The organism is Geothrix fuzhouensis (genome assembly GCF_024609325.1).
GTDB classification, from domain to species: Bacteria; Acidobacteriota; Holophagae; order Holophagales; family Holophagaceae; genus Geothrix; species Geothrix fuzhouensis.
In genome coordinates this window covers 208821-234741 of the sequence record NZ_JANHMQ010000003.1, presented here as the reverse complement: position 1 = coordinate 234741, position 25921 = coordinate 208821, and the positions used below count along the sequence as shown (strand labels likewise).

Annotated in this window: 26 protein-coding genes; 12 read left to right on the top strand and 14 right to left on the bottom strand. The window is 68.0% G+C overall.

Translation table 11 applies throughout. The features are described from left to right. Positions 1-4 precede the first annotated feature (4 nt). Both NOV74_RS12505 and NOV74_RS12500 read right to left on the bottom strand, forming a co-directional pair. Positions 5-955, bottom strand: a complete 951-nt coding sequence (locus NOV74_RS12505) for a bifunctional riboflavin kinase/FAD synthetase (RefSeq protein WP_257313001.1) — start codon at positions 953-955, stop codon at positions 5-7. Continuing rightward, on the bottom strand, positions 952-1896 hold the full coding sequence (locus NOV74_RS12500) for a TerC family protein (RefSeq protein ID WP_257312999.1): 945 nt from the start codon (positions 1894-1896) through the stop codon (positions 952-954). Before NOV74_RS12500 ends, NOV74_RS12505 begins: the two co-directional genes overlap by 4 nt. 80 nt (positions 1897-1976) lie before the next feature. Between NOV74_RS12500 and NOV74_RS12495 the strand changes: the two genes are divergently transcribed. Then, complete coding sequence (locus tag NOV74_RS12495; protein ID WP_257312997.1) at positions 1977-2723, top strand: RsmE family RNA methyltransferase; 747 nt, start codon at positions 1977-1979, stop codon at positions 2721-2723. Here the strand turns inward: NOV74_RS12495 and NOV74_RS12490 are convergent. Further along, positions 2656-3510 (bottom strand): substrate-binding domain-containing protein, encoded by an 855-nt coding sequence (locus NOV74_RS12490; protein WP_257312994.1) that lies wholly within the window; start codon positions 3508-3510, stop codon positions 2656-2658. The genes NOV74_RS12495 and NOV74_RS12490 overlap by 68 nt on opposite strands. Before the next feature lie 128 nt (positions 3511-3638). On the opposite strand from NOV74_RS12490, the gene NOV74_RS12485 reads away from it, so the two are divergent. The 3 genes from NOV74_RS12485 (at position 3639) to NOV74_RS12475 (ending at position 7076) form a co-directional block, all read left to right on the top strand. Continuing rightward, positions 3639-5240 carry a M28 family peptidase gene (locus tag NOV74_RS12485; protein WP_257312991.1) on the top strand — a complete coding sequence of 534 codons (1602 nt, stop codon included), beginning with the start codon at positions 3639-3641 and terminating at the stop codon, positions 5238-5240. A 177-nt stretch (positions 5241-5417) separates the two neighbouring features. After that, entirely contained in the window at positions 5418-6464 is a 1047-nt protein-coding gene (locus NOV74_RS12480; protein ID WP_257312989.1) for a RelA/SpoT domain-containing protein, read from the top strand. Positions 6465-6860: 396 nt separating this feature from the next. Continuing rightward, positions 6861-7076 carry a hypothetical protein gene (locus NOV74_RS12475; RefSeq protein ID WP_257312988.1) on the top strand — a complete coding sequence of 72 codons (216 nt, stop codon included), beginning with the start codon at positions 6861-6863 and terminating at the stop codon, positions 7074-7076. A 22-nt stretch (positions 7077-7098) separates the two neighbouring features. On the opposite strand, the gene NOV74_RS12470 is transcribed toward NOV74_RS12475, so the two are convergent. Further along, positions 7099-8409, bottom strand: coding sequence for an RsmB/NOP family class I SAM-dependent RNA methyltransferase (locus NOV74_RS12470; RefSeq protein WP_257312987.1), 1311 nt, complete (start codon positions 8407-8409; stop codon positions 7099-7101). Between the two features lie 42 nt (positions 8410-8451). Then, positions 8452-9618 carry a CsgG/HfaB family protein gene (locus NOV74_RS12465; protein ID WP_257312984.1) on the bottom strand — a complete coding sequence of 389 codons (1167 nt, stop codon included), beginning with the start codon at positions 9616-9618 and terminating at the stop codon, positions 8452-8454. Positions 9619-9696: 78 nt separating this feature from the next. On the opposite strand from NOV74_RS12465, the gene NOV74_RS12460 reads away from it, so the two are divergent. From NOV74_RS12460 to NOV74_RS12425, 8 genes are all read left to right on the top strand, one after another. Further along, positions 9697-10143 (top strand): OsmC family protein, encoded by a 447-nt coding sequence (locus NOV74_RS12460; RefSeq protein ID WP_257312981.1) that lies wholly within the window; start codon positions 9697-9699, stop codon positions 10141-10143. Between the two features lie 19 nt (positions 10144-10162). Next, positions 10163-10756, top strand: a complete 594-nt coding sequence (nrdR, locus tag NOV74_RS12455) for a transcriptional regulator NrdR (protein ID WP_257312979.1) — start codon at positions 10163-10165, stop codon at positions 10754-10756. Between the two features lie 357 nt (positions 10757-11113). Further along, a complete protein-coding gene (gene lon, locus NOV74_RS12450; protein WP_257312976.1) occupies positions 11114-13531 on the top strand; it encodes an endopeptidase La in 2418 nt (805 codons plus the stop codon). A 7-nt stretch (positions 13532-13538) separates the two neighbouring features. Beyond that, on the top strand, positions 13539-14396 hold the full coding sequence (locus tag NOV74_RS12445; RefSeq protein ID WP_257312973.1) for a tetratricopeptide repeat protein: 858 nt from the start codon (positions 13539-13541) through the stop codon (positions 14394-14396). 50 nt (positions 14397-14446) lie between these two features. Further along, positions 14447-14833 (top strand): hypothetical protein, encoded by a 387-nt coding sequence (locus NOV74_RS12440; RefSeq protein ID WP_257312970.1) that lies wholly within the window; start codon positions 14447-14449, stop codon positions 14831-14833. Between the two features lie 74 nt (positions 14834-14907). Next, positions 14908-15825 carry a signal recognition particle-docking protein FtsY gene (gene ftsY, locus NOV74_RS12435; protein WP_257312967.1) on the top strand — a complete coding sequence of 306 codons (918 nt, stop codon included), beginning with the start codon at positions 14908-14910 and terminating at the stop codon, positions 15823-15825. Further along, the gene (gene ribD / locus NOV74_RS12430) at positions 15818-16945 is read left to right on the top strand and encodes a bifunctional diaminohydroxyphosphoribosylaminopyrimidine deaminase/5-amino-6-(5-phosphoribosylamino)uracil reductase RibD (protein WP_257312965.1); all 1128 of its coding nucleotides are present in this window, start codon (positions 15818-15820) and stop codon (positions 16943-16945) included. Before ftsY ends, ribD begins: the two co-directional genes overlap by 8 nt. Positions 16946-17021: 76 nt before the next feature. Then, complete coding sequence (locus tag NOV74_RS12425; protein WP_257312962.1) at positions 17022-18719, top strand: hypothetical protein; 1698 nt, start codon at positions 17022-17024, stop codon at positions 18717-18719. A gap of 3 nt (positions 18720-18722) precedes the next feature. Here the strand turns inward: NOV74_RS12425 and thiS are convergent, their stop codons facing one another. From thiS to rpmH, 9 genes are all read right to left on the bottom strand, one after another. Next, positions 18723-18923, bottom strand: coding sequence for a sulfur carrier protein ThiS (gene thiS, locus NOV74_RS12420; RefSeq protein ID WP_257312959.1), 201 nt, complete (start codon positions 18921-18923; stop codon positions 18723-18725). After that, positions 18920-20116, bottom strand: a complete 1197-nt coding sequence (locus NOV74_RS12415) for a trans-sulfuration enzyme family protein (RefSeq protein WP_257312954.1) — start codon at positions 20114-20116, stop codon at positions 18920-18922. The genes thiS and NOV74_RS12415 overlap by 4 nt, the downstream gene beginning before the upstream one ends. Positions 20117-20188: 72 nt before the next feature. After that, a complete protein-coding gene (locus NOV74_RS12410; RefSeq protein ID WP_257312952.1) occupies positions 20189-20476 on the bottom strand; it encodes a hypothetical protein in 288 nt (95 codons plus the stop codon). Positions 20477-20497: 21 nt separating this feature from the next. Beyond that, positions 20498-21958 carry an Asp-tRNA(Asn)/Glu-tRNA(Gln) amidotransferase subunit GatB gene (gene gatB, locus NOV74_RS12405; RefSeq protein ID WP_257312949.1) on the bottom strand — a complete coding sequence of 487 codons (1461 nt, stop codon included), beginning with the start codon at positions 21956-21958 and terminating at the stop codon, positions 20498-20500. A 33-nt stretch (positions 21959-21991) separates the two neighbouring features. Beyond that, positions 21992-23296 (bottom strand): tRNA modification GTPase, encoded by a 1305-nt coding sequence (locus tag NOV74_RS12400; RefSeq protein WP_371748444.1) that lies wholly within the window; start codon positions 23294-23296, stop codon positions 21992-21994. A 9-nt stretch (positions 23297-23305) separates the two neighbouring features. After that, on the bottom strand, positions 23306-23770 hold the full coding sequence (locus NOV74_RS12390) for a R3H domain-containing nucleic acid-binding protein (protein ID WP_257312947.1): 465 nt from the start codon (positions 23768-23770) through the stop codon (positions 23306-23308). Positions 23771-23780: 10 nt separating this feature from the next. Then, positions 23781-25328, bottom strand: a complete 1548-nt coding sequence (locus NOV74_RS12385; RefSeq protein ID WP_257312943.1) for a YidC/Oxa1 family insertase periplasmic-domain containing protein — start codon at positions 25326-25328, stop codon at positions 23781-23783. After that, a complete protein-coding gene (locus NOV74_RS12380) occupies positions 25325-25693 on the bottom strand; it encodes a ribonuclease P protein component (RefSeq protein ID WP_257312940.1) in 369 nt (122 codons plus the stop codon). The genes NOV74_RS12385 and NOV74_RS12380 overlap by 4 nt, the downstream gene beginning before the upstream one ends. A gap of 10 nt (positions 25694-25703) precedes the next feature. Further along, on the bottom strand, positions 25704-25838 hold the full coding sequence (rpmH, locus tag NOV74_RS12375; protein ID WP_026852422.1) for a 50S ribosomal protein L34: 135 nt from the start codon (positions 25836-25838) through the stop codon (positions 25704-25706). Positions 25839-25921: the final 83 nt, after the last annotated feature.

Genomic DNA, 25921 nt, shown 5'->3' with positions numbered 1-25921 from the left:
CCGCCTACCCGCGCGAGGCCGCCCACCAGGCTTTCCCGGCGGCCACGTCCCGGGCGATTTGGGCCCGGAGCTCGTCCACGGAGGCGAAGCGCGCTTCACCGCGGATTCGATGGAGGAAGCGCAGCTGCAACCGCGCGCCATAGAGGTCGGCTTCGAAATCCGGCAGGTGCGTCTCCACGGTGAGGCGCTGGCCCTCGAAGGTGGGCTTCTCGCCCACGTTGGTGAGGCCCAGGCGGGGGCCTCCCAACGAAGGATGGTGGTGCGGGAGGAAGGCTTCGGTCACGTAGACCCCATAGGCCGGCAGCTGCTCCTGCTCCCAGGCCAGGTTCGCCGTGGGGAAACCCAGGTGGCGGCCCCGCCGGTCGCCCTCGACCACCACCCCCGACAGGGTGTAGGGATGGCCCAACAGCTCGGCAGCAGCCTCGACCTCGCCGCGATCCAGGGCCTCCCGGATGCGCGTGCTGGAGAGGCGACCGCCATCGGGCGCGCGCAGGGCCAGGGTATGGACGGCGCAGTCATGCTTCGCACCCCAGGCCGCCAGGGTCTCCACGGTGCCGGCGCGGTCCCGCCCAAAACAGAAGGCCCGCCCCACGTGGAGCTCCACGGGCGAGAGGGCGCGGCGCATGCCCTCAAGAAAGTCGGCGGGGCTCAGCTCGGAGAAGGCCCGGCTGAAGGGGATCACCCAGGCCAGGTCCATGCCCTCGGCTTCGAAGGCCTCCAGGCGCTGTTCAAGAGTCATCAGGAGTTTGGGCCGGCGCTGGGGGGCCACCACCACCGTGGGGTGGGGATCGAAGGTGACCACGGCCGCTTTCAGGCCCACAGCCTGCGCTCTTCCCGCGGCGATTCGCAGCAGTTCCCGATGGCCGGCATGGACGCCATCGAAGTTGCCCAGCGTGGCCACGCAGGGACCTGCCACCGGGGCCGCTTCCAGGGTGTGGTGCCACACCTCCATCATTCGACCCCATCCTGCTCCAGGGGCCAGGCCAGGCTGGCGATCACACTTCCCCCCAGCACGGCGGCGATGACCAGCAGGCTGTACTGCACGGGGATGTGGATCCAATCCGTGATGCACATCTTCACGCCCACGAAGGCCAGCACCACGGCCAGCCCGGTCTTTAGGCGATGGAAGCGGTCCATCATCTTGGCCAGCAGGAAGTAGAGGCTCCGCAGACCCAGGATGGCGAAGATGTTCGAGGTGTAGACCACGAAGGGATCCCGGCTCACGGCGAGCACCGCCGGAATGGAATCCACCGCGAACACCAAGTCTGTCACTTCGATGGTGATGAGCACCAGCAGCATGGGCGTGGCGAAGCGGCGGCCATTCTTGTACGACCAGAAGTGCTCGTGGCCGCCTTTCTCGTCATAGGGCACGAAGCGGCGGAAGGCCCTCACCATGGGGTTCTGCGTGGGATCGGTGTCTTCGCCTCTCACCAGGAGCATCTTCACGCCTGTGTAAACGAGGAAGCCACCGAAGACGTACATCATCCATTCGAAGCGGTTGAGCAGGGCGGTGCCCGCCAGGATCATGACCGCCCGCATGACCAGGGCCCCGAGCACGCCCCAGAACAGCACCCGGTGTTGATGCCGCAGATCCACCTGGAAGCTCTGGAACACCAGGACGAACACGAAGAGGTTGTCCACGCTGAGGGACTTCTCCAGCACGTAGCCCGTGAACCACTCCAGGCCCTTCTGGGTGCCCTCGGCCTGGAAGATCAGCACGTTGAAGAGGAGGGCCAGCGTGATCCAGACCGCGCTCCAGATTCCCGCCTCCCGCATGCTGGGCGCGTGGATCTTCCGGTTGAACACGCCCAGGTCCAGGGTGAGCATCATGAAGACGAAGGCAGTGAAGCCCCCCCAGGCCCACCAGGGAGCAGCTTGCAGCAGGGCGTCGAGCAAAGGTCCTCCAGGACATCCAGCTTATCGAGAGGGGGAAGCCCCGTGGGATGACCGTGAATTCCTTATGGGATGATTTCTCCGTGAGCCGCCCCCGCCTCTTCCTCGATCCCCTGCCCGGTGCTTTTCCGGCGGCTGCCGCCGAGAACCTGGCCGTGCCCTTGGGTGCCGAGGCCGCCCGGCATCTGCGCGCCCTGCGCCTACAGCCCGGCGACGCCCTGGAGCTGGTGCTGGGCGACCAGCCCTGGACGGCGGACCTGGCCGAGCTGGACCGGGGTCACGCCCTGGCGCGCCTGGTGGCGCCCCTCCACGAGGACCGCGAGCCGCCCATCCCCCTCCAGGCGTGCCTGCCGCTGCCCGCGCAGCTCAGCCTCTTCGACGAATGGCTGGCGCCGCTGGTGGAGCTGGGCGCCACCCTCATCCAGCCCGTGGTCTATGCCCGCAGCGAGTTCGATCCCGCCAAGACTGCCGCCCGCATGGAGCGCTGGGCCCGGATCATCCAGTCCGCCTGCGAGCAGAGCCACCGCAGCCGCCGCCCGGAATTGCGCCCGCCCCTACCCTTCGACGCCCTCCTGGTCTGGGAGACACCCCAGAAGTGGGTCGCCTACGAGCTGGCCACGGATCAGGCCAACCCGGTCCTGCGGCGCGAGCCCCTGGCTTTCACCAGCGGCCCCGAAGGCGGCATCACCGATGCGGAGTTCGCCGCCCTCCTTACCGCAGGGTGGCAGCCCGTGAGCCTCGGGCGAAGCATCCTGCGCGCCGTCACCGCCCCCGTGGCCTTGCTGGGGGCCGTGCAGTTTTCGCTCGCCCAGGCGCCGCCGGTCCGGTGATCCAGCCCCACTTGGCGAAGATGGCCCGTCCCTCGGCGGATTCCAGGAAGGCCAGGAACGCCCCCGCCAGGGCCGGCTCCGGCGTCCGGGTGGTCACCGCCGCCCCGCAGGAGCGATAGACCGTCCAGGCGGGTTCGGTGGGCACCACCTCCGCCAGCTCTGGGCTGGCCTTCTGCCAGATGTTCCAGATCAACCAGGCATCCAGGGTCGGATCGGCCACCCAGGCCTTGCGGGCTTCGGCACTGTTGGCGGCGTGGAGGGCGATCCGCTGCCGGAAGGCCCGCACCAGGGTCACATCGCCCGTCCGCCCGAGCACATCCTCCCAGAGGCCCAGCTGGCCCGCGCCCTGCACCACCAGCACGCGCAGGCCGGGCCTGACCAGGTCCCGCACACCGCGGAGGCCCTTCGGGTTCCCCGGTCGCACCAGGATCGCCGAGGGGCGCAGGTAGAGGGTCCGCACGGCCTCCGGCTGCAGGAGCCCTGGCAGGTCCCGCTGGATGAAGTCCGTCATCATGTATTCACTGCCGCTGAAGATGAGGTCGGCGTCCTTCAGGGCCTGCTCTTTCCAGGTCGGCGTCGGCCCCGCTGTGACTTCCACGCCCACCTTCCGCTGGGTGGCGAAGGCCTGGGCCGCCTCCTTCATGGCCGGTGCCGGTCCGCCGGGGCCGTAGACCCGCAGGATCGGAGCCTCAGGCTTGGGGGCTTCCGCCGGAGCCGCGACCGGGGCCTTGACCTGGGCCTGGGCCAGCAGGGGAAGCGTGAGCAGGAGGGACAGGAGCCAGCGCATGGGGCACCTCCAGACGCCCCGAGGATAGTCGCGATATCCCACAGAATCCCCCTCGAATCTCTGACGAGTCCTGGCCTTCCGACCCAAGTGATGCGAGGTATGCTGAAGGATCCCTTCCGGAGTCTTCCATGCGCCTTCTGCTTCCCTGCCTGGCTGCGTCCTGCCTGCTGGCCCAGGTCCCGGCGAGCCTGCCCCGCGTGTCCGAGACCCCCTTGCGCGCCCACCTGGCCTTCCTGGCCGACGACCTGCTGGAGGGCCGGGGCACGGGCCAGCGCGGCGCCGAACTGACGGTGCGCTACCTGGAGACCCAGCTGCAGGTCCTGGGCCTGAAGCCGGCACGTGGGACCTCGTACCGCCAGCCGGTCGCCCTCCTGGGCCTGCGCACGCTGACGGGCCGGAGCACCCTCAGCTTCATGGGCGGCGGCGCGTGCAGCACCCCGACGTTCGGCACCGAGATCGTCTACGGCTCTGGCATCGCGCAGGCGGAGCAGACGTTTGACGCGCCCGTGGTCTTCGCGGGCTTCGGCATCCATTCGCCCGCGGACCACTGGGACGACTTCAAGGGCGTGGACCTCAAGGGCAAGATTCTGCTCGTGCTCGTGAACGAGCCGGCCCCCACCGCCGCCGAGCCCGGCCTGTTCGAAGGCCCCGATCTCAGCTTCTTCGGCCGGTGGACCTACAAGTTCGAGGAGGCCGCCCGCCAGGGGGCCGCCGGCATCCTGCTGATCCACACCACGGCCTCCGCCAGCTACGGCTGGCCCGTGGTGCGCAATGGCTGGGACGCCGAGCGCTTCCAGCTGGCCAAGGGGCCCGCGGGAACCCCGCTCCAGGGTTGGGTCACCGAGGCGGTCGCCCAGGCCCTGGTGAAGCGGGGCGGCCAGGACCTGGACGCCCTGCGCGCCCAGGCCCAGGGCCGCGATTTCCGGCCCGTCCCCCTGGACCTGCACCTCAAGGGGACCCTGGCCAGCGCCGTGCGCACCGTCGAGCAGTTCAACGTGGCAGGCGTGGTGACCGGCTCCGACCCGGCGCTGCGGGGCGAGGTGGTGGTCTACTCGGCCCACTGGGATCACCTCGGCAAGGGCGCCGCCCCGGCCCCGGACAGCCATCCGGGCCACGAAGGCGATGACATCTACAACGGCGCCGTGGACAACGCCTCGGGCTGCGCGGCCCTCCTGGCCATGGCCCAGGCCGCCATCCACGCGCCCGCCCGGCGCAGCCAGATGTTCCTCTTCGTGTGCGGAGAGGAACAGGGGCTGCTGGGGTCCAAGGCCTATGCCGCCGATCCCCTCTGGCCCCTGGCGAAGACCGCGGCCGACCTCAACCTGGACAGCCTCAACTTCGTGGCCCCCACGCGGGACATCGGCCTGCCCTTCGGCAACCGCAGCACCCTGGGCGACCTGGGCGCGGCCGTGGCCAAGGCCTCGGGCCTCGCCGTCGCCTCCTCGCGCCCCGACACTGCCGGCGGCTACTTCCGCTCAGACCACTACAGCTTTGTCCAGGCCGGCGTGCCCGCCCTGTCCGTGGGCGGGGGCCGGGACTACCTCGGCGCCGATCCCGCCGCGCTGAAGGCCAAGGCCGCCGCGTTCGGCCGGCGCTACCACCAGGTCACCGACGAGTACGACCCCACCTGGGATCTGCGCGGCATGCTCCAGCAGGCCCAGTTCACCTTCGACCTCGGCCAGGCCGTCGCCAACACCCCCACCAAGCCGACCTTTAAAAGCGCCCGCTGATTCCTGTCTGGACGACTCGTGAAGGTGACCGGGCTCAGCCCAACCTTGTCGCTCCCGCCTACCCAAAGGTGGGAGGATCATTTCGAAACGCATCTCCCATAACCGGCAGGCCCACGCTCCCACCCGGGATTAATCACCTAATTTACGGTTAGGCGTTTCAACCACCAGGAGCTATGAATGGCGGAACCAGGATTTCCGGGCGGTTCAAAGTCCAGAGTCAATCGAGCTGGCGAAAATGTTCGTGCGGGCAAAGCTACTTTTGAAGATCTCCGTGTAATTGAAGAATGGAGGGCGGCGCATCGTGCTGTTCTAAACACTTTCCAGTCAATTTTACGCTTCAGAACAAGAGGAAGAAGAATCACTGTAGCCCAGCGGCATAAGCGCAAACGAACAATTTTTGACAAACTGTTTCGATTTTCACATATGCACTTGGCTCGAATGGACGATGTCGCTGGGTGCCGTTTGATCTTTAGAACCGTGAAGGATCTGTATCAGTTCCGTACTGATTTTCATCAAGCCAGATTCAACCACCGACTCCGAAACGAACTCGATCAATATGATTACATTAAGAAACCGAAAGCGACTGGATATAGAGGTATCCATGATGTTTACGAGTACGATGTCCAGTCAACAATTGGGAAAAGGCTCACCGGGTTATATGTCGAAATTCAATATAGAACACTAGTTCAACACGCATGGGCCACTACTGTAGAAGTAATCGGGTTCATTACAGAGAGTCAGCCCAAATTTCAGCAAGGTGACAAGAGATACGAGCATGCAATGGCTCTGGCCAGCGAAATCCTGGCAAGAGCCTATGAAGGCACCACAGGCCCCTTCCCCGAGCTTGAAAGCAAGGATTTGATAGATCGATTTTTGGCTATCGATAGCGAACTTTCTCTCCTTCAGACGCTTCGCGGTTTAAACGCAGCAGATAAGGCTGTTTCCGAAAACAAAAACGCCATTCTCATTTTTTCGGCATCCACTGACCTTGAGATACGCACATACCGGGATGCACCTGAAGCACTTCGGGCACTCTTTGAACTTGAGAAGGAGTTCTCAGATCGCGACATCGTCCTCGTCAGGGCCGATTCAGGCGACCAGGTGCGGTTGGCATTCACAAATTATTTCTCTGACGCCACGGATTTCATTCGAATGGTTGAAAATAGCTGCGCCAAATTGGCAGGCGTGCATGAATTGAATAAGCCGATTCGAACAAAAAGATAGAGAATTGCCCCAATTGGCCCAGCGCCTAACCCTCCGCTCAACTCGGACCCGGCCTTCATTCCGTAAGCTTCTCTCCCATGTCAAAACGCCGCCCGTTTGGTTTCGTCAACCGCCTTGTCGCGGCGATTCTTTCGTTGGCCTGGGGTTGTGGCGCCGTGTGGGGGCTGTCGGCCGTCTTCACCCATGGCCGTTGGGTGCTGGTATTCGCGGCGGCCTTCGCGCTTTGGTTTTCTGTCCTTTGGGCCCGCGTGGCTTGCCGGGCACGGCGGCTAACATGGCAGGAAGCTCTCAGACCCTGGCATACAAGCGCCTGAACCTCGCCTGATTCAAAGCCAGGTGGCTTCGGCGAAACGCAATACGATCCGCCCTCTCCTCCGGCCCCGCTCAGAGGAACCCATGACCACCCTCGTCTGCACGGCACTCCTCGTGGTTCTCTTCTTCGGCCTCGCCCTCTATGCCATCCGGCGGGAGGATCGGCGCACGGCCGATCGCCGGCAGCAGTCCGTGCCGAGCCTCCCCTCGGACCAGCGGCAGGCCGAGCGGCGCAGCGGCAGCGTGGTGGCGTTCCTGCGCTGGGCGCTGGGCTCGCTCGCGGCGCGGTTCAAGCGGTAGCGGGACCGTATCCCGGCCGCGCCTACCGGAGCGGCCGCGTGACGGCGAATGCCTGGAAGCCTTCTCCTTCCCAGCGCGCGGGATGGGGCCGGAAGAAGGCGGTGGTGTCGCCGTCGGCCTCCGAGGCCACGCCCAGGGCCGCGGGCCACACCGGGGCCGGGCGCAGGTCGGGCCGGACGTCGGCCAGCCATTCGCGGTGGGCCTCGCCTTCTTCGGGAAGCCAGGAGCAGACCGCGTAGATGAGCAGGCCCCCGGGGGCCAGGCGCCCGGCGGCGGCGGCGAGGAGGCGCCGCTGGATCCCCGTGAGCCGGGGCAGGTCGTCATGGGCCAGCCAGGGCCACTCGGGATGCTTCTGGAGGGTGCCGCTGCCGGAGCAGGGGGCGTCCAGCAGGATGAGGTCGAAGGTCGCGTCGTTGGTTTCCAGCCATTCGGCGGCGTCGGCCTGGATCACCTGGGCGGCGAGCCCCCGCTGCTGGAGGGTCTGCCGGAGCCGGGCGACCCGCCGCGGATGCACCTCCAGGGCCGTGAGCGCGGCCCCGGGATGGCGCAGGGCCAGGGTGGTGGTCTTCCCGCCCGGGGCCGCGCAGGCATCGAGGATGCGGGTAACGGGGCGCTCCCAGGCATAGGCCAGCAGGGCCTGGGAGCTGCGGTCCTGTACCATCCCCGCGCCGGATTCCAGCCAGGGGCGGGGGAAGGGGGCGCTCTCGGCCAGGCGCAGGCACCCGGGCAGGTCCGCGTCGGGCTCCAGGCCTTCGGGCACCTCGCCTTCCAGGCGCCGGAAGGAGAGCCGGGGGGGCTGCTGGAGGCGGGCCCAGAGGGTCTCCAGATCGCTTTCAGCGCCCTCGCTTGATGGCTTGACGCCATGGGGGGCCAGGGCCGCCCGCAGGGCCCGCTCGGCGGCGGCGGGGCGGTCAAGGGTGGCGGGCAGGGCGTCCAGCTCGGCGGCCAGGGCGGCGCGATCCTTGGCGGCGCGGCGCAGGATGGCGTTCACCAGGCCCTTGTGGGGAAGGAAGCCCAGGTCGCGGGTCGCGGCCAGCTCGACGGCTTCGTTCACGGCGGCGTGATCGCTGACTCCGGGCAGCCAGGCCAACTGGACCAGCCCCACGGCCAGCGCCACCTGCGTGCCCAGGGGAACCCCCCGATCGGGGTCCTTCAGCTTGGGCTTCACCCAGGCCTGGAGGCGGCCCCACCGGCGCAGGCAGAGGCCCAGCATGGCTTGGGCCAGATGCGCATCCTCGCCAAGCTCCCGGTCCCAGATATCCGGGACCCGGCCCTTCTCCCCGAACACTTCGTGCAAGGCGTGGGCGACGTGGAGGCGGGCGGGCGTGGGCATGGGGCTCCGAAGGACAGAACCCCGATTATCCCGCGTCGGGGCCTATAACTCCTTCAGGATCTCGGCTTTCTTGGCGTCGTATTCCCTCTTGTCTAGCAGACCCTTCTTGTAGAGCGCCTGGAGCTTCTGGAGCCGCGCCTCGGGGCTGGCCTTGGTGGGTTCAGACATAGCGGGCGCAGGGCGGGATGAGGCGGTGGGGGCGGTGGCCGGCTCACTGCGGCTTTCGGCCCGGCGCAGGGCCTCCTGGAGGGTGACGGCCTCCTGGCACTCCTTCAGGGCGGTCTGGAAGATGCTCGCGTCGGGCTGCATGTCCAGGGCGGCGCGGAGGTAGGGCAGGGCCTCCTCGTAGTGCCCAAGGGCGAACTGGATGATGCCGACGTTGTACTCGGCGCGCGGGTAGTACTTGGGCTTCTGGCCCTTGTCCTGCTTCGACTGCTCCAGGCCGTCCAAGGCCAGCTCCAGGGCGCCGCGGGTGTCGCGGGCCTTGAGCCGGTCGTGGGCCTGGGCCATGCCGAAAACGTCATCGTCAAAGAAGGTGAGCTTGCGGGTTTCGCTCCAGGCCAGGAGCAGGTGCAGCACCTTCCCCTTGGCGGTCTCAAACGCCAGGCGACGCACATCGGAATCCCGCGGGTAGGCCGGGAAGCCGTCGTACGAGCTGTTGCTGAGGCTGGGGGCGTCCTCCAGGCGCTGCGCGCCGAACACGCGGCCGGTGCTGAGGTCCACCACCTGGACGGTGGCGCTGAAATCCAGGCTCGTGATGCTGGTGCGCTTGTGGCGCACGATCTCCTGCTTGGTTTTGTAGTCGGTGCTGCGCTCTTCCTTGCTGGACTGGTTCCGGCTCACTTCCGAGCGGTTCACGTTCACGATCACCAGCACGCTGGGGCCCAGGAGCTTGCCCAGACGGGCGATGGTGGCGGGCTCCACGTAGCCGCTGGCACCCAGTTCCTGCTCCTTCAGCACGGCGTCGAGGTGGGCCCGGTCCACCACCTCCACCTGGTGGCTCTGCACCAGATCGGCCGTGAGGGCGTCGGCCAACTCGCGGGAGTTCAGGTCCCGGGAGGGGGCGAAGGCCAGCCGCTCCACCTTGAGGCCCAGGCCCGGCGGATGGACAACCACCACCTCCACCTTGGGATTGGCCAGCTCGCTCCAGAACTGGGCCTGGACGGGCAGTGACAGCAGAGCCAGGACGGTGGCGGGCAGCAAGCGCATGGAGACTCCGGGGGTGGATCCAGGCTAGCAGGTGGGCGCTGTGGCATCCTGGGCGCAGGCTTCCCCGAGGAGAACCCCATGGCCCACCACTATCCCCTCACGCTCTCCTGGACCGGCAACACCCACGACGCCAGCTACTCCCGCAACGCCACCGTCACCACCCCCGGCAAGCACGCGCTCGCCGTCAGCAGCGCGCCGGAATACGCCGGCGACGCCGACCGCTGGAACCCCGAAGATCTGCTGGGCTCGGCCCTGGCCACCTGCCACATGCTCACCTTCCTGGCGCTCTGCGCGAAGGCCAAGGTCGAGGTGGTGGGCTACGAGGATCACGCCGAAGCCGTGCTCGACACCATCGACAAGATCACGCGCATCACCCAGGTGCACCTGCGCCCGATCCTCCGCGTGCCCCGGGGCACCAGCATGGCCAAGGTGACCGAGCTCTTTGAGAAGGCCCACAAGTACTGCTTCGTGGCCAATTCCGTCACCTGCGAGGTGGTGATGACGCCTCGCGTGGTGGAGGTCTAGGAACGATCCGGGAGCAACCGTGCGCTGTCCCTTCTGCGGGCACATCGAGGACAAGGTGGTGGACTCGCGCGAGTCCCGCGAGGGCGATTCCATCCGCCGACGCCGGGAGTGCCTGTCCTGCGCCCGGCGCTTCACCAGCTACGAGCGGGTGGAGGAAGTGCCCCTGGTGATCCTCAAGAAGGACGGCCGGCGCGAGCCCTTCGACCGGCAGAAGCTCATGAAGGGCCTGCTGCTGGCCTGCCAGAAACGGCCCGTCTCCCTGGCCCGCATCGAGGAGCTGGTGGCGGACGTGCAGGCCCGGCTCATGGAGCGGCCCGACCGCGAGATCCGCAGCCGCGAGCTGGGCGAGCTGGTCATGGATGAGCTGAAGGCCCTGGATCAGGTGGCCTACGTGCGCTTCGCCAGCGTGTATCGCGATTTCAAGGACCTGCCGGACTTCGTGAAGGCCCTGGAGGGCCTCATGCACAAGGAGGCCCACAAGGAGGCGACGGCAGGGCGGGGCGGGCCGCCGCCTGCGGCCACGCCACCCTCCTCGGAACCCACCAAACCCATCTCCCCGGCGCTGTTCCCGGGCGAAGCCGAGGCCCCAACCCTGAGGACCCGCAAGAAGTGAGAGTGCCCAACAAAACCCGACGATGCCGCGAGGAAGCCAGGCGGGATGCACCGTAAGGAAGGGCCCGCGGGGCGATGCGGGACATCGTTCAAGGGCCCTGACGCCGCGGGGCGCCCGTCTGGCTTCCTCCCTTCGGGCGAGGGGTGGCGGGGAGGCTCCACCTCCGCAAGCCTGCGAGCGGAAGGGCCCTGCGGGGCAGGGCTCGTCAGGTGGAGGGCGATGCTTCATCACGCTCGTCGCGCGTAGTACCCGCTACGCTTCGACTCGCGTTCCTCGCCTCGCTCGCCCGGCCGCCCTCGCGCGGCGCCGTGGGGTTTTGTTGGGCACTCTGAGGGTATCCTAGGGTCCGAGGTTTTTGTGGCTGACGATATCCTCCTGCCCCCCACCCCTGACGAAACCCCTAAGCTGCCCGAGGAACTGCCGGTGCTGCCCCTGCGGGACGTGGTGGTCTACCCCTACGTGATCCTGCCCCTCAGCGTCAGCCGGGAGAAGTCCATCCGCGCCATCGACACGGCCCTGGTGGAGAACCGGATGATCCTGCTGCTGTCACAGAAGCAGACGGAGATGGACAACCCCCGGCCCGAAGACCTCTACCAGGTGGGCACGGCAGCCCTGATCATGCGGGTGCTGAAGCTGCCGGACGGCCGCATCCGGGCCCTGGTGCAGGGCCTCCAGCGGGTGCGCGTGGAGTACTTCACGGAGACGGAGAACCTCTTCAAGGCGCGGGTGGAGCCCCTGGCCGAGCCCGAGATGAAATCCCCGGATCTGGAGCAGGATGCCTTGCTGCGCAGCGTGAAGCAGACGCTCGAAAAGGCCGTGGCCCTGGGCAAGACCCTGCCTCAGGAAGTGCTGGTCATCGCCAGCAACCTGGACAACCCGGGCCGCCTGGCGGATCTGGTGGCCTCCAACCTCGACCTCAAGCTCGCGCAGACCCAGGAAGTGCTGGAGATCGCCCATCCCGGCCTGCGGCTGAAGCGCGTGAACGAGCTGCTCCAGCGGGAGATCCAGCTGCTGGAGGTGCAGCAGAAGATCACCATGGAAGCGCGCGGCGAGATGGACAAGAGCCAGCGGGAGTACTACCTCCGCCAGCAGCTCAAGGCCATCCAGCAGGAGCTGGGCGAGGGTTCGGAGCTGGCCGAGGAGATCACGGCCTTCCGCGACAAGCTGGCCAAGATGACGGTGCCCGAGGATCCCATGGTGGAGATCGAGCGCAACCTCAAGAAGCTGGAGCGCATGCATCCGGATTCCAGCGAGACCGCCGTGACGCGGACCTACCTGGAGTGGATGACGGAGCTGCCCTGGGGCACCTTCACCGAGGACAACCTGGACCTCACGCAGGCCCAGACCGTGCTGGACGAGGACCACTTCGGCCTGGCGAAGATCAAGGACCGCATCCTGGAATTCCTCGCCGTCCGCAAGCTGAAGCCCGATCTGCGCGGCACCATCCTTTGCTTCGTGGGCCCTCCGGGCGTGGGCAAGACCTCACTCGGCAAGTCCATCGCCCGGGCCCTCGGCCGCAAGTACTCGCGCATCTCGCTCGGCGGCGTGCATGACGAGAGCGAGATCCGGGGCCACCGCCGCACCTACGTCGGCGCCATGCCGGGCCGCATCGTGCAGGCCCTCCACCAGGTGAAGAGCATGAACCCCGTGATCATGCTCGACGAGGTGGACAAGATCGGCCGCGACCAGCGGGGCGACCCCAGCGCGGCGTTGCTGGAGGTGCTGGATCCCGAGCAGAACCACACCTTCCGCGACCACTACCTGAACGTGCCCCTGGACCTCAGCCAGGTGCTCTTCCTGGCCAACGCCAACGAGCTGGAGCCTATCCACCCGGCCTTCAAGGACCGCATGGAGATCATCTACCTCAACAGCTACACGCTGGAGGAGAAGCTGGGCATCGCCGAGCAGCACCTGATCCCCAAGCAGCTGGAGAAGCACGGCGTCACGCGGAAGCAGCTCTCCATCCCCAAGAAGGCGCTGAAGGCCATCATCACGGGCTACACCCGCGAGGCCGGCCTGCGCCAGCTGGAACGCGAGATCGGTGCCGTCTGCCGCAAGGTGGCCCGCCGGGTGGCCGAGGGCGCGCTGAAGAAGAAACTCGTGCTTACCGACGAATCCATCCACGAGCTGCTGGGGCCCGTGAAGCTCCTGCAGGACGAGCGGCTGAAAGCGCCAAGGGTGGGCGTGGTGACGGGCCTGGCTTGGACCTCGGTGGGCGGCGACGTCCTCTTCGTCGAGGCCCTCCGAATGCCGGGTAAAGGCCTGCTCACCCTCACGGGGCAGCTGGGCGATGTCATGAAGGAAAGCGCCCAGGCGGCCCTGAGCTACATCCGCAGCCGGGGCGAGGCCTTCCAGATTGATCCGGAGGTCTTCCAGAAGCAGGATCTCCACATCCACTTCCCCGAAGGCGCCATCCCCAAGGACGGTCCCAGCGCGGGCCTAGCCATTGCCACCGTGCTGCTGTCCGTGCTCAAGGACATCCCCGTGAAGAACACCCTGGCCATGACCGGCGAGATCGATCTCCGCGGCGAGGCCCTGGCCATCGGCGGCCTCAAGGAAAAGGCCCTGGCGGCCCTCCGGCTCGGGATCAAGGACATCCTCATCCCCCACGCCAACCAGAAGGATCTGGAGGAGATCGATCCCGAATTGCGCAAACAGCTGCACTTCCACCCCGTGAAGCACGTCGAGGAAGTCTTTGAGTACGCACTGGTGGGCTGGAAGCGGCCCGAATCCGTGGCCTCCAAGTCCAAGCCCAAATCCAAACCTAAACGCTGAGGTCGTCATGCTGATGTTGTTCACCGCGGCTCCCCCGCCCAAGCCCTCGGCTGTCCAGACCCAGGTACTCGAGCTGGGCACCGACAAGGGCCTTCCCCCCGCCATGGAGGCCCTGTTGCAGGCCGACGACTGGCCGGGTCTCGCGGACTGGTTCGAGAAGGCTTCGCCCAAGGTCCGCCGCCAGCACTACGAGTACTGGCTCCAGGCCCTCAATCGGAGCCAGCGCTGGGCCCGCCTCGCCGAGGCCTGCAGGACCCTCACGCCCCAGATTGAAGGCAGAGGCAAGCCCCGCCTAGGCACCTACCGGCTCTACCGGGCCCAGGCCCTCAGCCAGCTCGGCCGACACCGGGAGGCCATGGCGGCCCACGCGGAGAATGGCCGGCTGGGCCAGCCCGACGGCTACGCCAACGCCTGTGTCGAAGCCCGGCTGGCCGGGGACTGGAAGGCCCTCCTTGCCCTCTCCGGCACCATCCTCACTCGGAAGCCTGGGGATGCCGAGGCCCTGGGCTGGAAGGGCGAGGCCCTCTCCCACCTGGGGCGCTTCGACGAGGCGACCGCCGTGCTCAAGCAGGCGGTGCAGGCCAATCCCAAGGCCGCCCATGCCTGGAACAACCTGGGGCGTGCCGCCCTGCAGCACAAAGCCTGGGCCGACGCCCAGGCGGCCTTCGACCAGGCCCTGAAGCTGGAGCCGGGTCAGATGGAGGCCCTGTTCAACCGCGGGATCGCCCGGTTCAACCTGAAGCAGTACGCCGCCAGCCGCGACGACTTCAAGGCCGCCCTGGCCTTGCGCCCCGGCGACCCGGTGCTCCAGGAGAACCTGCGGCAAGCGGACAAGATGGCGGCCGCCTACCCCCAGCAACCCTGAAGAACCTTGCCCAGGCCAAGGCCGGGGCCGACCCTTCCACGGGGTGACCCATGCTCACCGAAGCCTTCACCCTCGTCCTCCAGTTGCCGCCCCTGGCCTTCAACCAGGCGCCTCTGCCCGGCGCATTCCAAGCACCCAGGGAACTGGTCTGCCCGGTCGAGGAGCTGGGGCGGCCGTGGTCGCCGCCCGCGCCCAGGCCCCTCTGGACCGCCCGGCTTTCGGTGGATCCCCGCAGCCTGCGCCCCGGGGGACCCGAGCCTCTGGTGAATCCTCTCGCGGATCTTTTGTTGTTGTTGGGTTTGGCGGGGTTGGCCTCGAGCACGGGGGGGAGCGTGAATTTCAACCCGTGGCCTTGGCCCGATCGCACCCCCACTTGGGCCGCCCCCCTGGCAGCCCCGTTCACGCCTTCCCAATTCAGGGCAAAGCCTGGGTTCTAGACCAGTTGTTCCACGTGGAACTCCGTGAAAGAAGGGCAGGAACCGGGCCCCCTTCGGTAGACTGGATCCGCGAGGTGGGCGTGGGTCTTCTGGGTGGCCTGTTCGACAAGTTCAAGCAGGGGCTGAAACGCACCCAGGAGCTGGTGCTGGCGCCCATGGGCCGCCTGCTGGGCCTGCAGCGCCTGGACGAGGACCAGCTCGAAGAACTGGAAGACCTGCTGCTCCAGGCGGACCTGGGCGTGAGGGCCGTGGACCAGCTCATGGCGCGGCTCCGCTTCGAGCTGAGGGGTGGGTCTGAGATCAACCCCAAGGCCGTGCTGAAGGATGAGTTGCTGAAACTCCTCCGGCAGCGGGCGGCCCAGCCCTTCGCGGCGACCGGAACGCAGGTGGTGATGCTGGTGGGCGTCAACGGCGTCGGCAAGACCACCACCCTGGGCAAGCTCGCCGCCCATCTGAAGCAACGAGGCGAGGGCGTCCTGGTGGTGGCGGGGGACACCTTCCGCGCCGCCGCCATCGACCAGCTGGAACGCTGGGGCGAGCGGGCCGGGGTGCCCGTCATCCGCAACCAGATGGGGGGCGACCCGGCCGCCATCGCCTTCGATGGGGCCACCAGCGCCCAGGCCAAGGGCACGCCCTGGGTGCTCATCGACACGGCGGGTCGACTCCACACCAAGGACCACCTCATGAAGGAGCTGGACAAGATCCGCCGCAGCCTCCAGAAGGTGATTCCGGACGCGCCCCACCGGGTGCTCCTGGTGCTGGACGCCACCACGGGCCAGAACGGCCTGCAGCAGGCCGAGGTGTTCGCCCGGGTCGCCGGTGTCACGGACTTGGTGCTCACCAAGCTGGACGGTAGCGCGAAGGGGGGCGTGGTGGTGCCCATCCTGGACCGCCTGAAGCTCCCCATCGCCTTCGTGGGCGTCGGCGAGGGGGTTGACGACCTCGTCCCCTTCGACGCCGAAGCCTTCGTGGATGGGCTCTTGGATGCTTGAGCCGGACCTGACTCCTGAGGTCGCCTGGGCCCTGGCCACGGGCGGCCCCTGGCCGGATCCCGAGGGTCTGGAAGGCGACGCCCGTTTCATGGCCCTGGCCCTGCGGGAGGGCCTCAAGGGCGTGGGCCTCTCCAGCCCCAACCCGCCGGTGGGCTGCGTCCTGGTGAAAGAGGGTCGCGTCTTGGGCGCTGGCGCCCACACCCGGGCGGGGGATCCCCACGGCGAGATCATGGCCCTGCGGGACGCCGAGGCGCGGGACGAAGATGTGCGGGGCGCCACCGCCTACGTGACGCTGGAGCCTTGCTGCCACCAGGGGCGCACGGGGCCGTGCACCCTGGCACTCCTCCAGGCGGGTATTTCCCGGGTGGTGGTGGGCGTGCGCGATCCCAACCCCCGGGTGGATGGGGGTGGCTTGGCCATCCTCCGGGCCCAGGGGGTCAGGGTGGAGGAGGGCCTGCTGGGCGAGGCCTGCGCCCGGTTCCACGCCCCCTTCTTCAAGCTCATCCATACGGGCTTGCCCTGGGTGAGCCTCAAGCTGGCGTTGGGAGCGGACGGTTCCCTGGGTCCTCCGGGACGAACAACCCCCATCACGCCACCAGCGGTTCAGCGCCTGGGCCACGCCCTGCGGCGGGCCTCGGAAGCCATCGTGGTTGGCCGGCACACGGCTGAAGTGGATGATCCCCAGCTCACGGACCGCTGGCCCGCGCCCACGGCCCCCCACCGGCTCTTCCACCGGGTGGTCCTGGACAATGCCGGTCAGGTGCCCGCCGGGGCCCGGGTCTGGCAACCCGTGGCCGGCCAGCCCGCCCTGCGGGCCGTCACAGGAGATCCGGAACCCCTGCGGGGCGTGGAGGATCTGCGCCTGCCTCCGGGACCTCAGGGATGCAGTTTGCGCCATCTGTTGCATGAACTGACCGCGCGCGGCGTGGGCCGGGTGCTGGTAGAAGGCGGCGGCACCCTGGCCAGGGCTTTCCTGGACCAGGGCCTGGTCGACGAATTCCACCGCTTTCAGAGCGAGGCCCCCGCGGGCGGATCCCCGGTCCCACTGGTCCTTCCGACCGCCTGGGCCCTCCGCGCCCTGGGCCGGTGGCCGGGCGGCCGCTGGGAAGTTTGGCGCTAGACACCTTGGGTCTGGCCTTGGGCCGATCCTGGCACGACCCTTGACCCTGGACGTTTCTACCCACCCCGGAGCCCCCATGCGCCTACCCACCTGGCGATTCCTCACCGGCCTTATTGGCCTCTCGCTCCTGTTCGCCTGCGGCGGAGGCAGCTCCAGTTCCTCCTACGGGTCCGACGCCCAGATCACCCTCCAGGCCCAGTTCGAGAAGCCAGCCCTCAGCACCAATGGCCTGGGCACCATCACCCTCCGCCCCGCCCGGTACTGCTGGGCGGAGGTCAGGGACCTGGCCTCGGGCGCCCTGCTGTCCTCCGGCTACCTCGGCAGCGATGGGACGGGCCTGACCAGTGTGCCTCGGGGCCTGTCCGTCTATGTGCAGGTGTTCGCCCAATACCAGGTGCCCAGCGCAGATCCCACCAGCTTCTTCATGCGGGGCAGCGTGAAGAACGCTCCTCTGCCGTCCGGGGCCGTAAGCCTCAGCGCGTTCACCGCCATCCCCACCTGGAGCGTCACCAGCGGGACCTTCCTGGCGGATCGGGACGGCACCCTGTCCGTCACCGCCCTGGCCAGCAACCGCATCGCCGGGGCCTTCAACATCGCCGACCAGGGCGTGACCTTCGCGGCCGCCGTGCGCGACATGGATGGCTCCACCACCCTGCGCCTGCCCAACCTCCACACCTTCTGGACCACCAGCACGAACGGGGCGGACCAGCAGCGCACCTATCCCACGGTCCTGACCAGCTCCGGATCCACCATCCTGGTCTCCGACAGCGGCCGCGCCCTCTTCGGCCATCAGGTGTACGGTCTGGACAGCGGGGCCGCCGGCACAGAAACAGATGAGTGGGACGACGGCGTGCTGCAGGAAACCTATGCCCGTCTGCTCTTCGCGGACTATAGCTTCAAGGCCGATGGCAGCAGCAGCCTCTCCCTCCTCCGCCGGGACAACGACAACGTCTGGGTGGACCGCGGCGTGCAGAGCGAATCCACAGCCGCCTTCGTGGCGGGGTTCTCGGACTTCCTCTCCGCAGCAGCCCGCAACAATAGCCAGATCCTCGACAGCTATGTGGATGCCGGCGGAGTGCCCCGGGTAGATGTCTTCGACCTCACTGATCACACGTACGTGCCCACCGCCGCCAAGGGCGAGTTCGCCCGGGGTTCCGTCGCCGTGACCCTCTGGGGCATCTGGAAGAACGCCGCCATCTTCAACGGCACCCCAGCGGGTCTGCAGACGATGTGGAAGGCCGCAAACCCGGCCTTCACCCCGAACGACTATGAATTCGGGCATACGCCCCTTGCCTGTTACCCCACCTACCTCACGGGTCTCAAGCGCCTGGCGGGGCTCACCGCCGCCACCCCTCTCGCCAATGAGCTGAACCTGGAGAACGTGGGGAACGGAACAGATCCCACATCCTCCATCTACCTGAATGGCCCCACGCTGTGGACCGTATCCCCCCTCCCAATCAATGTCTCCGGGAGCTTCCCCACCGATTGGCCGGCCCTGGGTTACTTCTATGACCGCGACACGGCCCAGGCCTTCCGCTTTGTCCAGGGTTCCCCGGGCCCCCGAACCCTGACCCTCACCGCCCCCGGCCCCGGCCTCCTGATGGAACTCTTCGACACGTTCGGCCTGCTGACCTGGGCTGAAGCTTCGAGCGCCGGCAACGGGGTCATCAACGAAACGAGCCTGCCCGCGGGAACCTACGTGGTGCGGGTCCGGGTGGACCCCCTTCGGACCTACTCAAGCGGCACCGTCTCCTACGGCCTGACGGTGAACTGAGGCTCAGCCCCCACCCACCAGCCGCACCACCTCCAGCCGGTCGCCCTCCCTCAGGGGGGTGGCCGGATGGTCGGCCCGGCGGATGACTTCTCCGTTCAGTTCCACGGCGCTGCCGAAGGCCGGCAGGTCCAGCCAGGCGGCCAGATCGGCCAAGGTCGCCAGATCCGGCGCCTCCCGGATCTCGCCATTGAGGTGCAGCTTCACGGAGCCCCCTTTGCGGCAGCCTGGAAGCCCTGCTCCAGATCCGCCACAAGATCCGCCTGATCCTCGATGCCGACAGAAAACCGCAGGAGGCCGTCCGTGATGCCCAGGCGGGCCTTCACTTCCGGGGCCGTCTTCAGGTGGCTCATGCTGGCGGGGTGCTGGATGAGGCTTTCCACCCCACCCAGGCTCACGCCCCGGGTGATGATCTCCAGGGCCTCGCAGAAGCGGCGACCCGCCTCCAATCCCGCCCTCAGTTCGAAGCTGATCATGGCGCCGAACCCCGTGTCCATCTGCCGAGCCGCGATCTCGTGGCCGGGGTGAGTGGGCAGGCCGGGAAAGTCGACCCTCGCCACGTGCGGCTGCCAGAGCAGCCACTGGGCCAGGGCCTGGGCATTGTCCGAGGCGCGGCGCACCCTCAAGGCCAGCGTCTTGAGGCCCCGGTGCAGCAGCCAGGCGGCCATGGGATCGAGGGTGGGGCCCATGACCTTGGTCAAGTGCCAGCAGGCCACCACATCAGCATCGGAACCGGCGATGACACCCGCCACCACGTCGGAATGGCCCGCGAGGTACTTGGTGGCCGAGGCCACGCTGAGGTCGATGCCAAAGCGCAGGGGCTTCGTGTGGATGGGGCTGGGGAAGGTGTTGTCCGCGACTGTGCGGACGCCGTGCTTCCGGCCGAGGGCCGCCACGCCGGCAAGGTCCGTCAAGGCCAGGGTGGGGTTGGAGGGGGTCTCCACCCAGATCATGCGGGTGCCGGGGCGGATGGCCGCCTCCCATTCGCCCAGGTCCAGGGTGTTCTGAATCCAGGTGACCTGGAGGCCCCGCTCGGCCTCCCAGCGGCGGATGAGCTGCTCCGTGCCCAGGTAGATGGCGGCCGGGGCCACCAGGTGGTCGCCCTGCTTCAGGAACGCCTCGAACACCAGGGAGAAGGCCGCCATGCCCGACGCGGCCACGAGGGCCCGCTCGGCGCCCTCCAGTTCCGCCAGCACGGCCTCGACTTCGCTGCTGTTGGGGTTGCCCCAGCGGGTGTAGAAGGCCGGCGGCTCGATGCTGGCCGCGAACTCTGCGCCTTCGCGATTCTCCATGAGCTGGAACACGGAGGTCTGGAAGATGGGCGTGGTCACGGCCCGGGTGGGATTGAAGCGTCTGCCGGCATGGATGGCGGTGGTGGTGGGTCCCCAGGGTGTGGGCATGTGGGCCTCAACGCGAGCGGCGGAGCCCCGCGGCTCCTCCCTTTCAGCATAGGCGCGGAAGCCCTGCCCGGCCTACCACTTCCAGAAGACCAGGGCGAGGGCCACCACGGCAAAGGCGATGACCGCCACCAACCGCCAGACCGTGGGCTGGCCCTGGGGCGGTGCGGTGGGCTCCTGATCCGCCAGGGCCGCGCGGGTCAGTTCCTCTTCAGGGGCGGGCTCGGAGGGTCGGCAGTCCGGACAAAGGAAGGCTTCGCCGGGCACCTCCACCGCATCCACGATCAACCGCCCGCACCCCTGGCACACATGCCCCACGCCAGGAAGGCAGGCCGAGAGGGAAGGGGGGATCTCGTTGCTCATGGGCCCAGCATGCGGTGGGAATCACTCCCTGGCCAGCCCCTCGGCCAAGACTTCATTCACCGCCTTGGGATCCAGCCGACCACCTCCGGCCTTCAAGATCTGGCCCACCAGGAAGCCCTGGAGGCTGGTCTTCCCGGCCCGGAACTGGGCCACAGGGCCGGGGTTCGCCGCCAGCACCTGGGCCACCAGGCGCTCAATGGCGGCCCGGTCGCTGACCTGGGCCAGTCCCTTCCGGGCCACGATGGTCGCGGCGCTGCCCTCGCCGGCCACCAGGGCGGGATAGACCTGGTCCTTGGCGGTGCCGAAGCTGATCTGCCGGGTTTCCACGAGGCACACCAGTTCAGCCAAAGCTGCCGGCGTCACCGGGAAGGCTTCGATGCCGCTGCCCCGCTCATTCAAGGTGCGGCTGACCTCGCCGAGCATCCAGTGGGCAGCGGCCTTGCCATGTCCCGAAGCGGCCGCCAGGGCCTCGAAATAACCGGCGAAGGCCGGGTCCTGAAGCAGAGTGGCCGCCTCGTCGGCCCCGAGACCAAAGGCTGAGCGCCAGCGGAGGCTGCGGGCCTCCGGAAGTTCAGGAAGGGCGGACCGGACGGCGGCGATCTCGGCCTCGGTCACGTCCAGGGCGGGCAGATCCGGTTCCGGAAAGTAGCGGTAGTCCATGGCGGCTTCCTTGCTTCGCTGGGACCGGGTCTCGCCCCTCTCCGAGTCCCAGCCCCGGGTCTCCTGGACCACGGTGCCCTCCGCCCCCAGCAGGGTAGCCTGCCGCTCGATCTCAAAGGCCAGCGCCTGCTTCACGAACCGGAAGGAGTTGAGGTTCTTCACTTCCACCCGGGTCCCAAAGGTGGCTTCGCCGACCCGCCGGAGGCTCACGTTGGCGTCGCAACGGAACCCACCCTCCTCCAGGTTGCCTTCGCAGATGCCCAGAAACACCACCAGCCGGTGCAGAGCCTTCAGGAAGTCCGAGGCTTCCTGGGGACTCCTCAAGTCCGGCGCTCCCACCACTTCCAGCAATGGGACCCCGGCCCGGTTCAGGTCCACCAAGGTGGCTTCGGGCCGCTGATCGTGGCTGCTCTTCCCCGCGTCCTCTTCCAGGTGGGCCCGTTCCAGACCGATGCGTACGGGTCCACTCCCTGGGCGCACGGCGGGGTCGCCGGGAATCTCCAGGACGCCGCCCTCCACCAAGGCCACGGGACCCTGGGTGATCTGGTAGCCCTTGGGCAGATCGGGATAGAAGTACTGCTTCCGGTAGAAGGTGCTCCGCTCCCGGATCCGGGCCCCCACCGCCAGGCCCAGGGCGATGCCCATGCGGACGGCCTCCCCGTTGAGGACGGGCAGGGCCCCGGGCAGCCCGAGACACACGGGGCAGGTCTGGGTGTTGGGGGGGGCGCCGTAGGCGTTGCGGCAGGCACAGAACAGCTTGGACCGGGTCCGCAGCTGGAGGTGGACCTCAAGACCGATGATGGCTTCCAACCCTGGCTTCACGCGCCCCCCTCGCGACAGTCTACGTTGCCGGATCTACTTCCCGAGGCAGAAGCCGCTGAAGAGTTCGTCCAGGGTGCGTTCGGCCCGGTCCTCGCCCGTCAGCCGGGCCAGGAGACCCCAGGCCCCTTGCAACAGGGAGGCCGGCAGCTCGGGCGGGCAGCTTGGTTCCAGGTCCGCCAGCAGATCCAACTGGCGAACCAACTCGTCCAGGAGGTCCACCTGCCGTTGGGTGGCCAGGGCCCCCAGGCAGGCATCCGGGGCCAGCCCGCCCAGGATCCGATCCTTGAGGGCGACTTCCAGGGCATCCAATTCCCCCCGGTGAGCTGCGATGGCCACGCCCGGGGCCTCGGCCAGGTCCGCGAAGGTGCGGACCTCCAGAACCTTGCCGGCAAAGGGGGCCAGTGCGGCCAGGAGCACGGGATCAGGTGCCGGATCTTGCGTCGGCCGGAGGTGCAAGACCAAGTCCGCCCCCTCCAGAACGGGGCGCACCCGGGCCATACCAAGACGCTCCACGGGATCCACCGAGTCCCGAAGGCCGGCGGTATCGAACAGCCGCAAGGGCAGGCCCCGCCATTCGCAGCGCACCTCCAGCACGTCGCGGGTGGTGCCCGGCACCTCGGTCACGATGGCACGATCCTCCCCCGCCAGGGCGTTGAAGAGGGTACTCTTCCCGGCATTCGGACGGCCCACCAGGGCCAGGCGAAGACCATCCTGGATGTGCCGGGCGGCGCGGGATCGGGATTGTTCCACGTGGAACCGCTGCCGAATGGGCTCAAAAGCGGTTTTCAAGTCGAGAAGATTCAATAAGATGCCCTCTTCCTCGCCATAATCCACGGCCGCCTCGGCCCGGGCCACCCAGGGGGCGAGGGCTTGGCGGGCCTCCTGGATCCAGGAGGGAAGGCCCCCGGCGCGGGCCTGGGCCAACCGGAGTTGGGTGTCGGTCTCGGCGGCCACCAGGTCGCGCAGGGCTTCGGCCTCCAGCAGGCCCTGCTTCCCGTTCAGGAGGGCCCGACGGGTGAACTCGCCCGGTTCCGCCAGGCGGATCCCCAGGATGCCCAGGCGTTCCACCAGACGCCGGACCAGCAGCGGGTTGCCGTGCACCTGGAACTCCACGAGGTCCTCCCCCGTATAGCTGGCGGGCGCCGGGAAGAACAGCACCAGCGCCCGCTCCTGGAAGCCCTCCCAGCGCAAGGTGCGCAGCGAGGCCCGGCGGGGCTTCGGCAAGGTCAGCAACGGCGCGAGAAGGGTGGCCAATTCGGTACCGGAGACGCGCACCAAGGCCACCGCCGAGGGGACCGGCGGGGTGGCGGGGGCGCAGATGGGAGCGGTGGTGGGCACCGGGCCAGCCTACTTCCGGAATACCCTCACGGGTTTGAAGGTGCCGGTACCTTCGCTTTCGGTGCCCAGGCCGTCTTCACGGCTCACCACGAGATGCACCCAGCGGCGCTCACGGGCGCTCAGGGCGCCCAGGGTGTGGCTGCCCAGCTCTCGGGCGCGGTCCGCGGCGAAGCGGCCCATGGCCATGACCTCCTGCATGCGGAAGAGGCGGGCGCCTTTCACGTCCAGGTAGGCCAACTTCGTATCTTCACGCTCGCCCTGGGCCTCGTGGACCAGGAACTGGAGGGCGTCCAGGGCCGCGCCGCGGTCCGCGGCGAGCCAACCTGCGTCGGGCCCGGACACGGACAGGCGGTTGGGGAAGGCTTCCTCGTCGCCGGAGGGCGCGGGCTTGGCTTCCACGGACAGGCCGAGATGGGCTGTCCAGCGGGCGATCAGCTCGGGCACGGATTCCAGACTGGCGCCGCTCTTCCGCATGGCCGGACTCCTAGACTTTGATGGGCTGGGGCTCGTAGGTCCGCATGATCCACCAGGTCTGGGCGAGGCCGATCATGTTGAACACGAAGTAGTAGATCGTAAGGCCGGCGGGGCTCTGCGCGAAGAAGAAGGTCATCATCGCGGGCATGAGCACCAGCATCATCTTGCGCTGGGCGGGATCGCCCACGGCGGGCGTGATGGCCTGCTGGGCGAACATGGAGGCGCCCATGAGCACGGGGAAGATGTAGTAGGGGTCCTTGGCCGAGAGATCTGTGATCCAGCCGAAGAAATGCGCGTGACGCAGCTCGAAGACGGCGTTCAGCATGGACCAGAGGGCCAGGAAGATGGGCATCTGCAGCAACATGGGCAGGCAGCCGCCCATGGGGTTGTGGCCGTTCTTCTTGTAGAGGGCCATGAGCTCTTTCTGCATCTCGGCCTTCTTTGTCATGTCGCCACCGAACTTCTCGTACTTGGCCTGGAGGGCCTTCTGGTGTGGCTCGAAGTCCTTCATGCGCAGCATGGAGATGGTCTGCTTGGTGTTCAGGTGCCAGGTGGCCAGGCGGATGATCACCGTGAAGAGCACGATGGCCCAGCCCCAGTTGCCCACCACACGGTAGACCATGCGGAGGAGCCAAAAGAGCAGCTGGGCCACGGCGCCGAAGAAGCCGTAGTCGATGATCCGGGTGAAGGGCTTGTCGAAGGCGGCCAGGGGTTCGGCCTGCTTGGGGCCCAGGTAGAGGCTGGCATCCAGACGCCCATCCGCCGGCAGCAGCTGGTAGCCCGAGGCCTCCCGGCTCGCAGGGCGGGGCAGCTTCCAAAGGGCGGCGAAGTAGTGGTTGCGCTGGCTTTTGGCGTTCAGCTCCACGCCAGCGTCCAGGCCCAGGCGGGCGGCCGTGGGCGGCAGCTCCTTGCGCTTGGCGCCCAGGAAGCTGAAGAAGGGGTTGTGCAGCGTCTCCACCCAGGTCACGGCGTCGACGGATTTCTCAGAGACGGTGAAGACGCGGCCCAGGTGCTTCACGGGCTCGTCGTTGGCGGGGTTGGCCACCAGCTGGAGGGCGGTGTTCCGGGGCGAAAGGCCCTCCACCTGGATCACGAGGCCCTTCTGGGGCACCAGGTAGCTCAAACGCTCCCCGGCGGCGTTCTCGAAGATGACGCGGGTGTCCGCCGCCCCCTTCTCTTCGCGCACCGTCTCGAAGCCGGCGCCCTGGAAGGCGCCCACACCCAGGAAGGTGTCGGGGAAGAACGGCGTGCCGTCCTGGAGCCAGATGGCCTGCTTCAAGGCGCCGGTGGCCACCTGCCAGGTCAGGCGGAAATCCGCGGTGGCCAGGGTGTGCATGACCGCGGGATCCGCGGCCTTCACGCCGGGCTGGAGCGAGGCCTGGGCGCCGGGAACCGGCGCGGGGGCCGCGATCGGAGCCTGGGGCTTGGGGGCCTCCGCCGGAATCGGCTGGACCTGGGCCTGCGGAACCGGCTTGGCGTAGCGGGAGCTCAGCCAGAACTGGGCGGCCAGCAGGATCACGCTGCCGATGACAAAGTAGAGGACGTTGCGGTTTTTCATGGCGTGTCCGTGGCGGGGAGACGACCCAGGGCCAGCCCGAGCTGGCCCTCGATGTCCCGGAAGGTGAGCCGGTCGAGGGGTGGGGCGCTGCGAGCGGGGCGCACCCAGATGACCCAGGGCTGCCCGGCGAGGCGCCCGGAGAGCGCCAGGAAAGCCATGCGGACCTGGCGGCGGAAACGATTCCTGCGCACGGCCGGGCCGGTCTTCCGGGGGGAGGTCACCAGCAGCAGGGGCCCGGGGGCACTGGTACAGCGCCAGGCGCGGATATCCAGATACGCGTCATGCCCCAGCAGTGGCCGGGGCGGTGGCGTGGGCACCGCGTGGTCCTTGTGGCGGACCGTGCAAAAGCGGCCCTTGAAGATCACGGGACGGGCGTCAGACCGCCAGGACGTGGCGGCCCTTCGCGCGACGACGCTTGAGCACCAGACGGCCGTTCTTGGTCTTCATGCGGCTCAGGAAGCCGTGGGTCTTCGCGCGGCGGCGATTGTTGGGCTGAAAGGTGCGCTTCATGGTTCCACCTCGGGGGTCCCCTCCCGGGGAGGAGGACGAACCTTCGAGGGTATCAGCGGTGGGCGCGCGGCTCAAGGCCATTT

Excerpts from the sequence above, each read along its gene's own strand:
- NOV74_RS12460 (WP_257312981.1), top strand. The coding sequence starts at position 9,697 with ATGGCCCACCACTATCCCCTCACGCTCTCCTGGACCGGCAACACCCAC.
- NOV74_RS12480 (WP_257312989.1), top strand. The coding sequence starts at position 5,418 with ATGGCGGAACCAGGATTTCCGGGCGGTTCAAAGTCCAGAGTCAATCGA.
- NOV74_RS12485 (WP_257312991.1), top strand. The coding sequence starts at position 3,639 with ATGCGCCTTCTGCTTCCCTGCCTGGCTGCGTCCTGCCTGCTGGCCCAG.
- NOV74_RS12490 (WP_257312994.1), bottom strand. The coding sequence starts at position 3,510 with ATGCGCTGGCTCCTGTCCCTCCTGCTCACGCTTCCCCTGCTGGCCCAG.
- NOV74_RS12505 (WP_257313001.1), bottom strand. The coding sequence starts at position 955 with ATGATGGAGGTGTGGCACCACACCCTGGAAGCGGCCCCGGTGGCAGGT.
- NOV74_RS12415 (WP_257312954.1), bottom strand. The coding sequence starts at position 20,116 with ATGCCCACACCCTGGGGACCCACCACCACCGCCATCCATGCCGGCAGA.
- NOV74_RS12470 (WP_257312987.1), bottom strand. The coding sequence starts at position 8,409 with ATGCCCACGCCCGCCCGCCTCCACGTCGCCCACGCCTTGCACGAAGTG.
- NOV74_RS12410 (WP_257312952.1), bottom strand. The coding sequence starts at position 20,476 with ATGAGCAACGAGATCCCCCCTTCCCTCTCGGCCTGCCTTCCTGGCGTG.
- NOV74_RS12445 (WP_257312973.1), top strand. The coding sequence starts at position 13,539 with ATGCTGATGTTGTTCACCGCGGCTCCCCCGCCCAAGCCCTCGGCTGTC.
- NOV74_RS12475 (WP_257312988.1), top strand. The coding sequence starts at position 6,861 with ATGACCACCCTCGTCTGCACGGCACTCCTCGTGGTTCTCTTCTTCGGC.
- NOV74_RS12440 (WP_257312970.1), top strand. The coding sequence starts at position 14,447 with ATGCTCACCGAAGCCTTCACCCTCGTCCTCCAGTTGCCGCCCCTGGCC.
- NOV74_RS12390 (WP_257312947.1), bottom strand. The coding sequence starts at position 23,770 with ATGCGGAAGAGCGGCGCCAGTCTGGAATCCGTGCCCGAGCTGATCGCC.
- rpmH (WP_026852422.1), bottom strand. The coding sequence starts at position 25,838 with ATGAAGCGCACCTTTCAGCCCAACAATCGCCGCCGCGCGAAGACCCAC.
- ribD (WP_257312965.1), top strand. The coding sequence starts at position 15,818 with ATGCTTGAGCCGGACCTGACTCCTGAGGTCGCCTGGGCCCTGGCCACG.
- NOV74_RS12465 (WP_257312984.1), bottom strand. The coding sequence starts at position 9,618 with ATGCGCTTGCTGCCCGCCACCGTCCTGGCTCTGCTGTCACTGCCCGTC.
- NOV74_RS12385 (WP_257312943.1), bottom strand. The coding sequence starts at position 25,328 with ATGAAAAACCGCAACGTCCTCTACTTTGTCATCGGCAGCGTGATCCTG.
- NOV74_RS12425 (WP_257312962.1), top strand. The coding sequence starts at position 17,022 with ATGCGCCTACCCACCTGGCGATTCCTCACCGGCCTTATTGGCCTCTCG.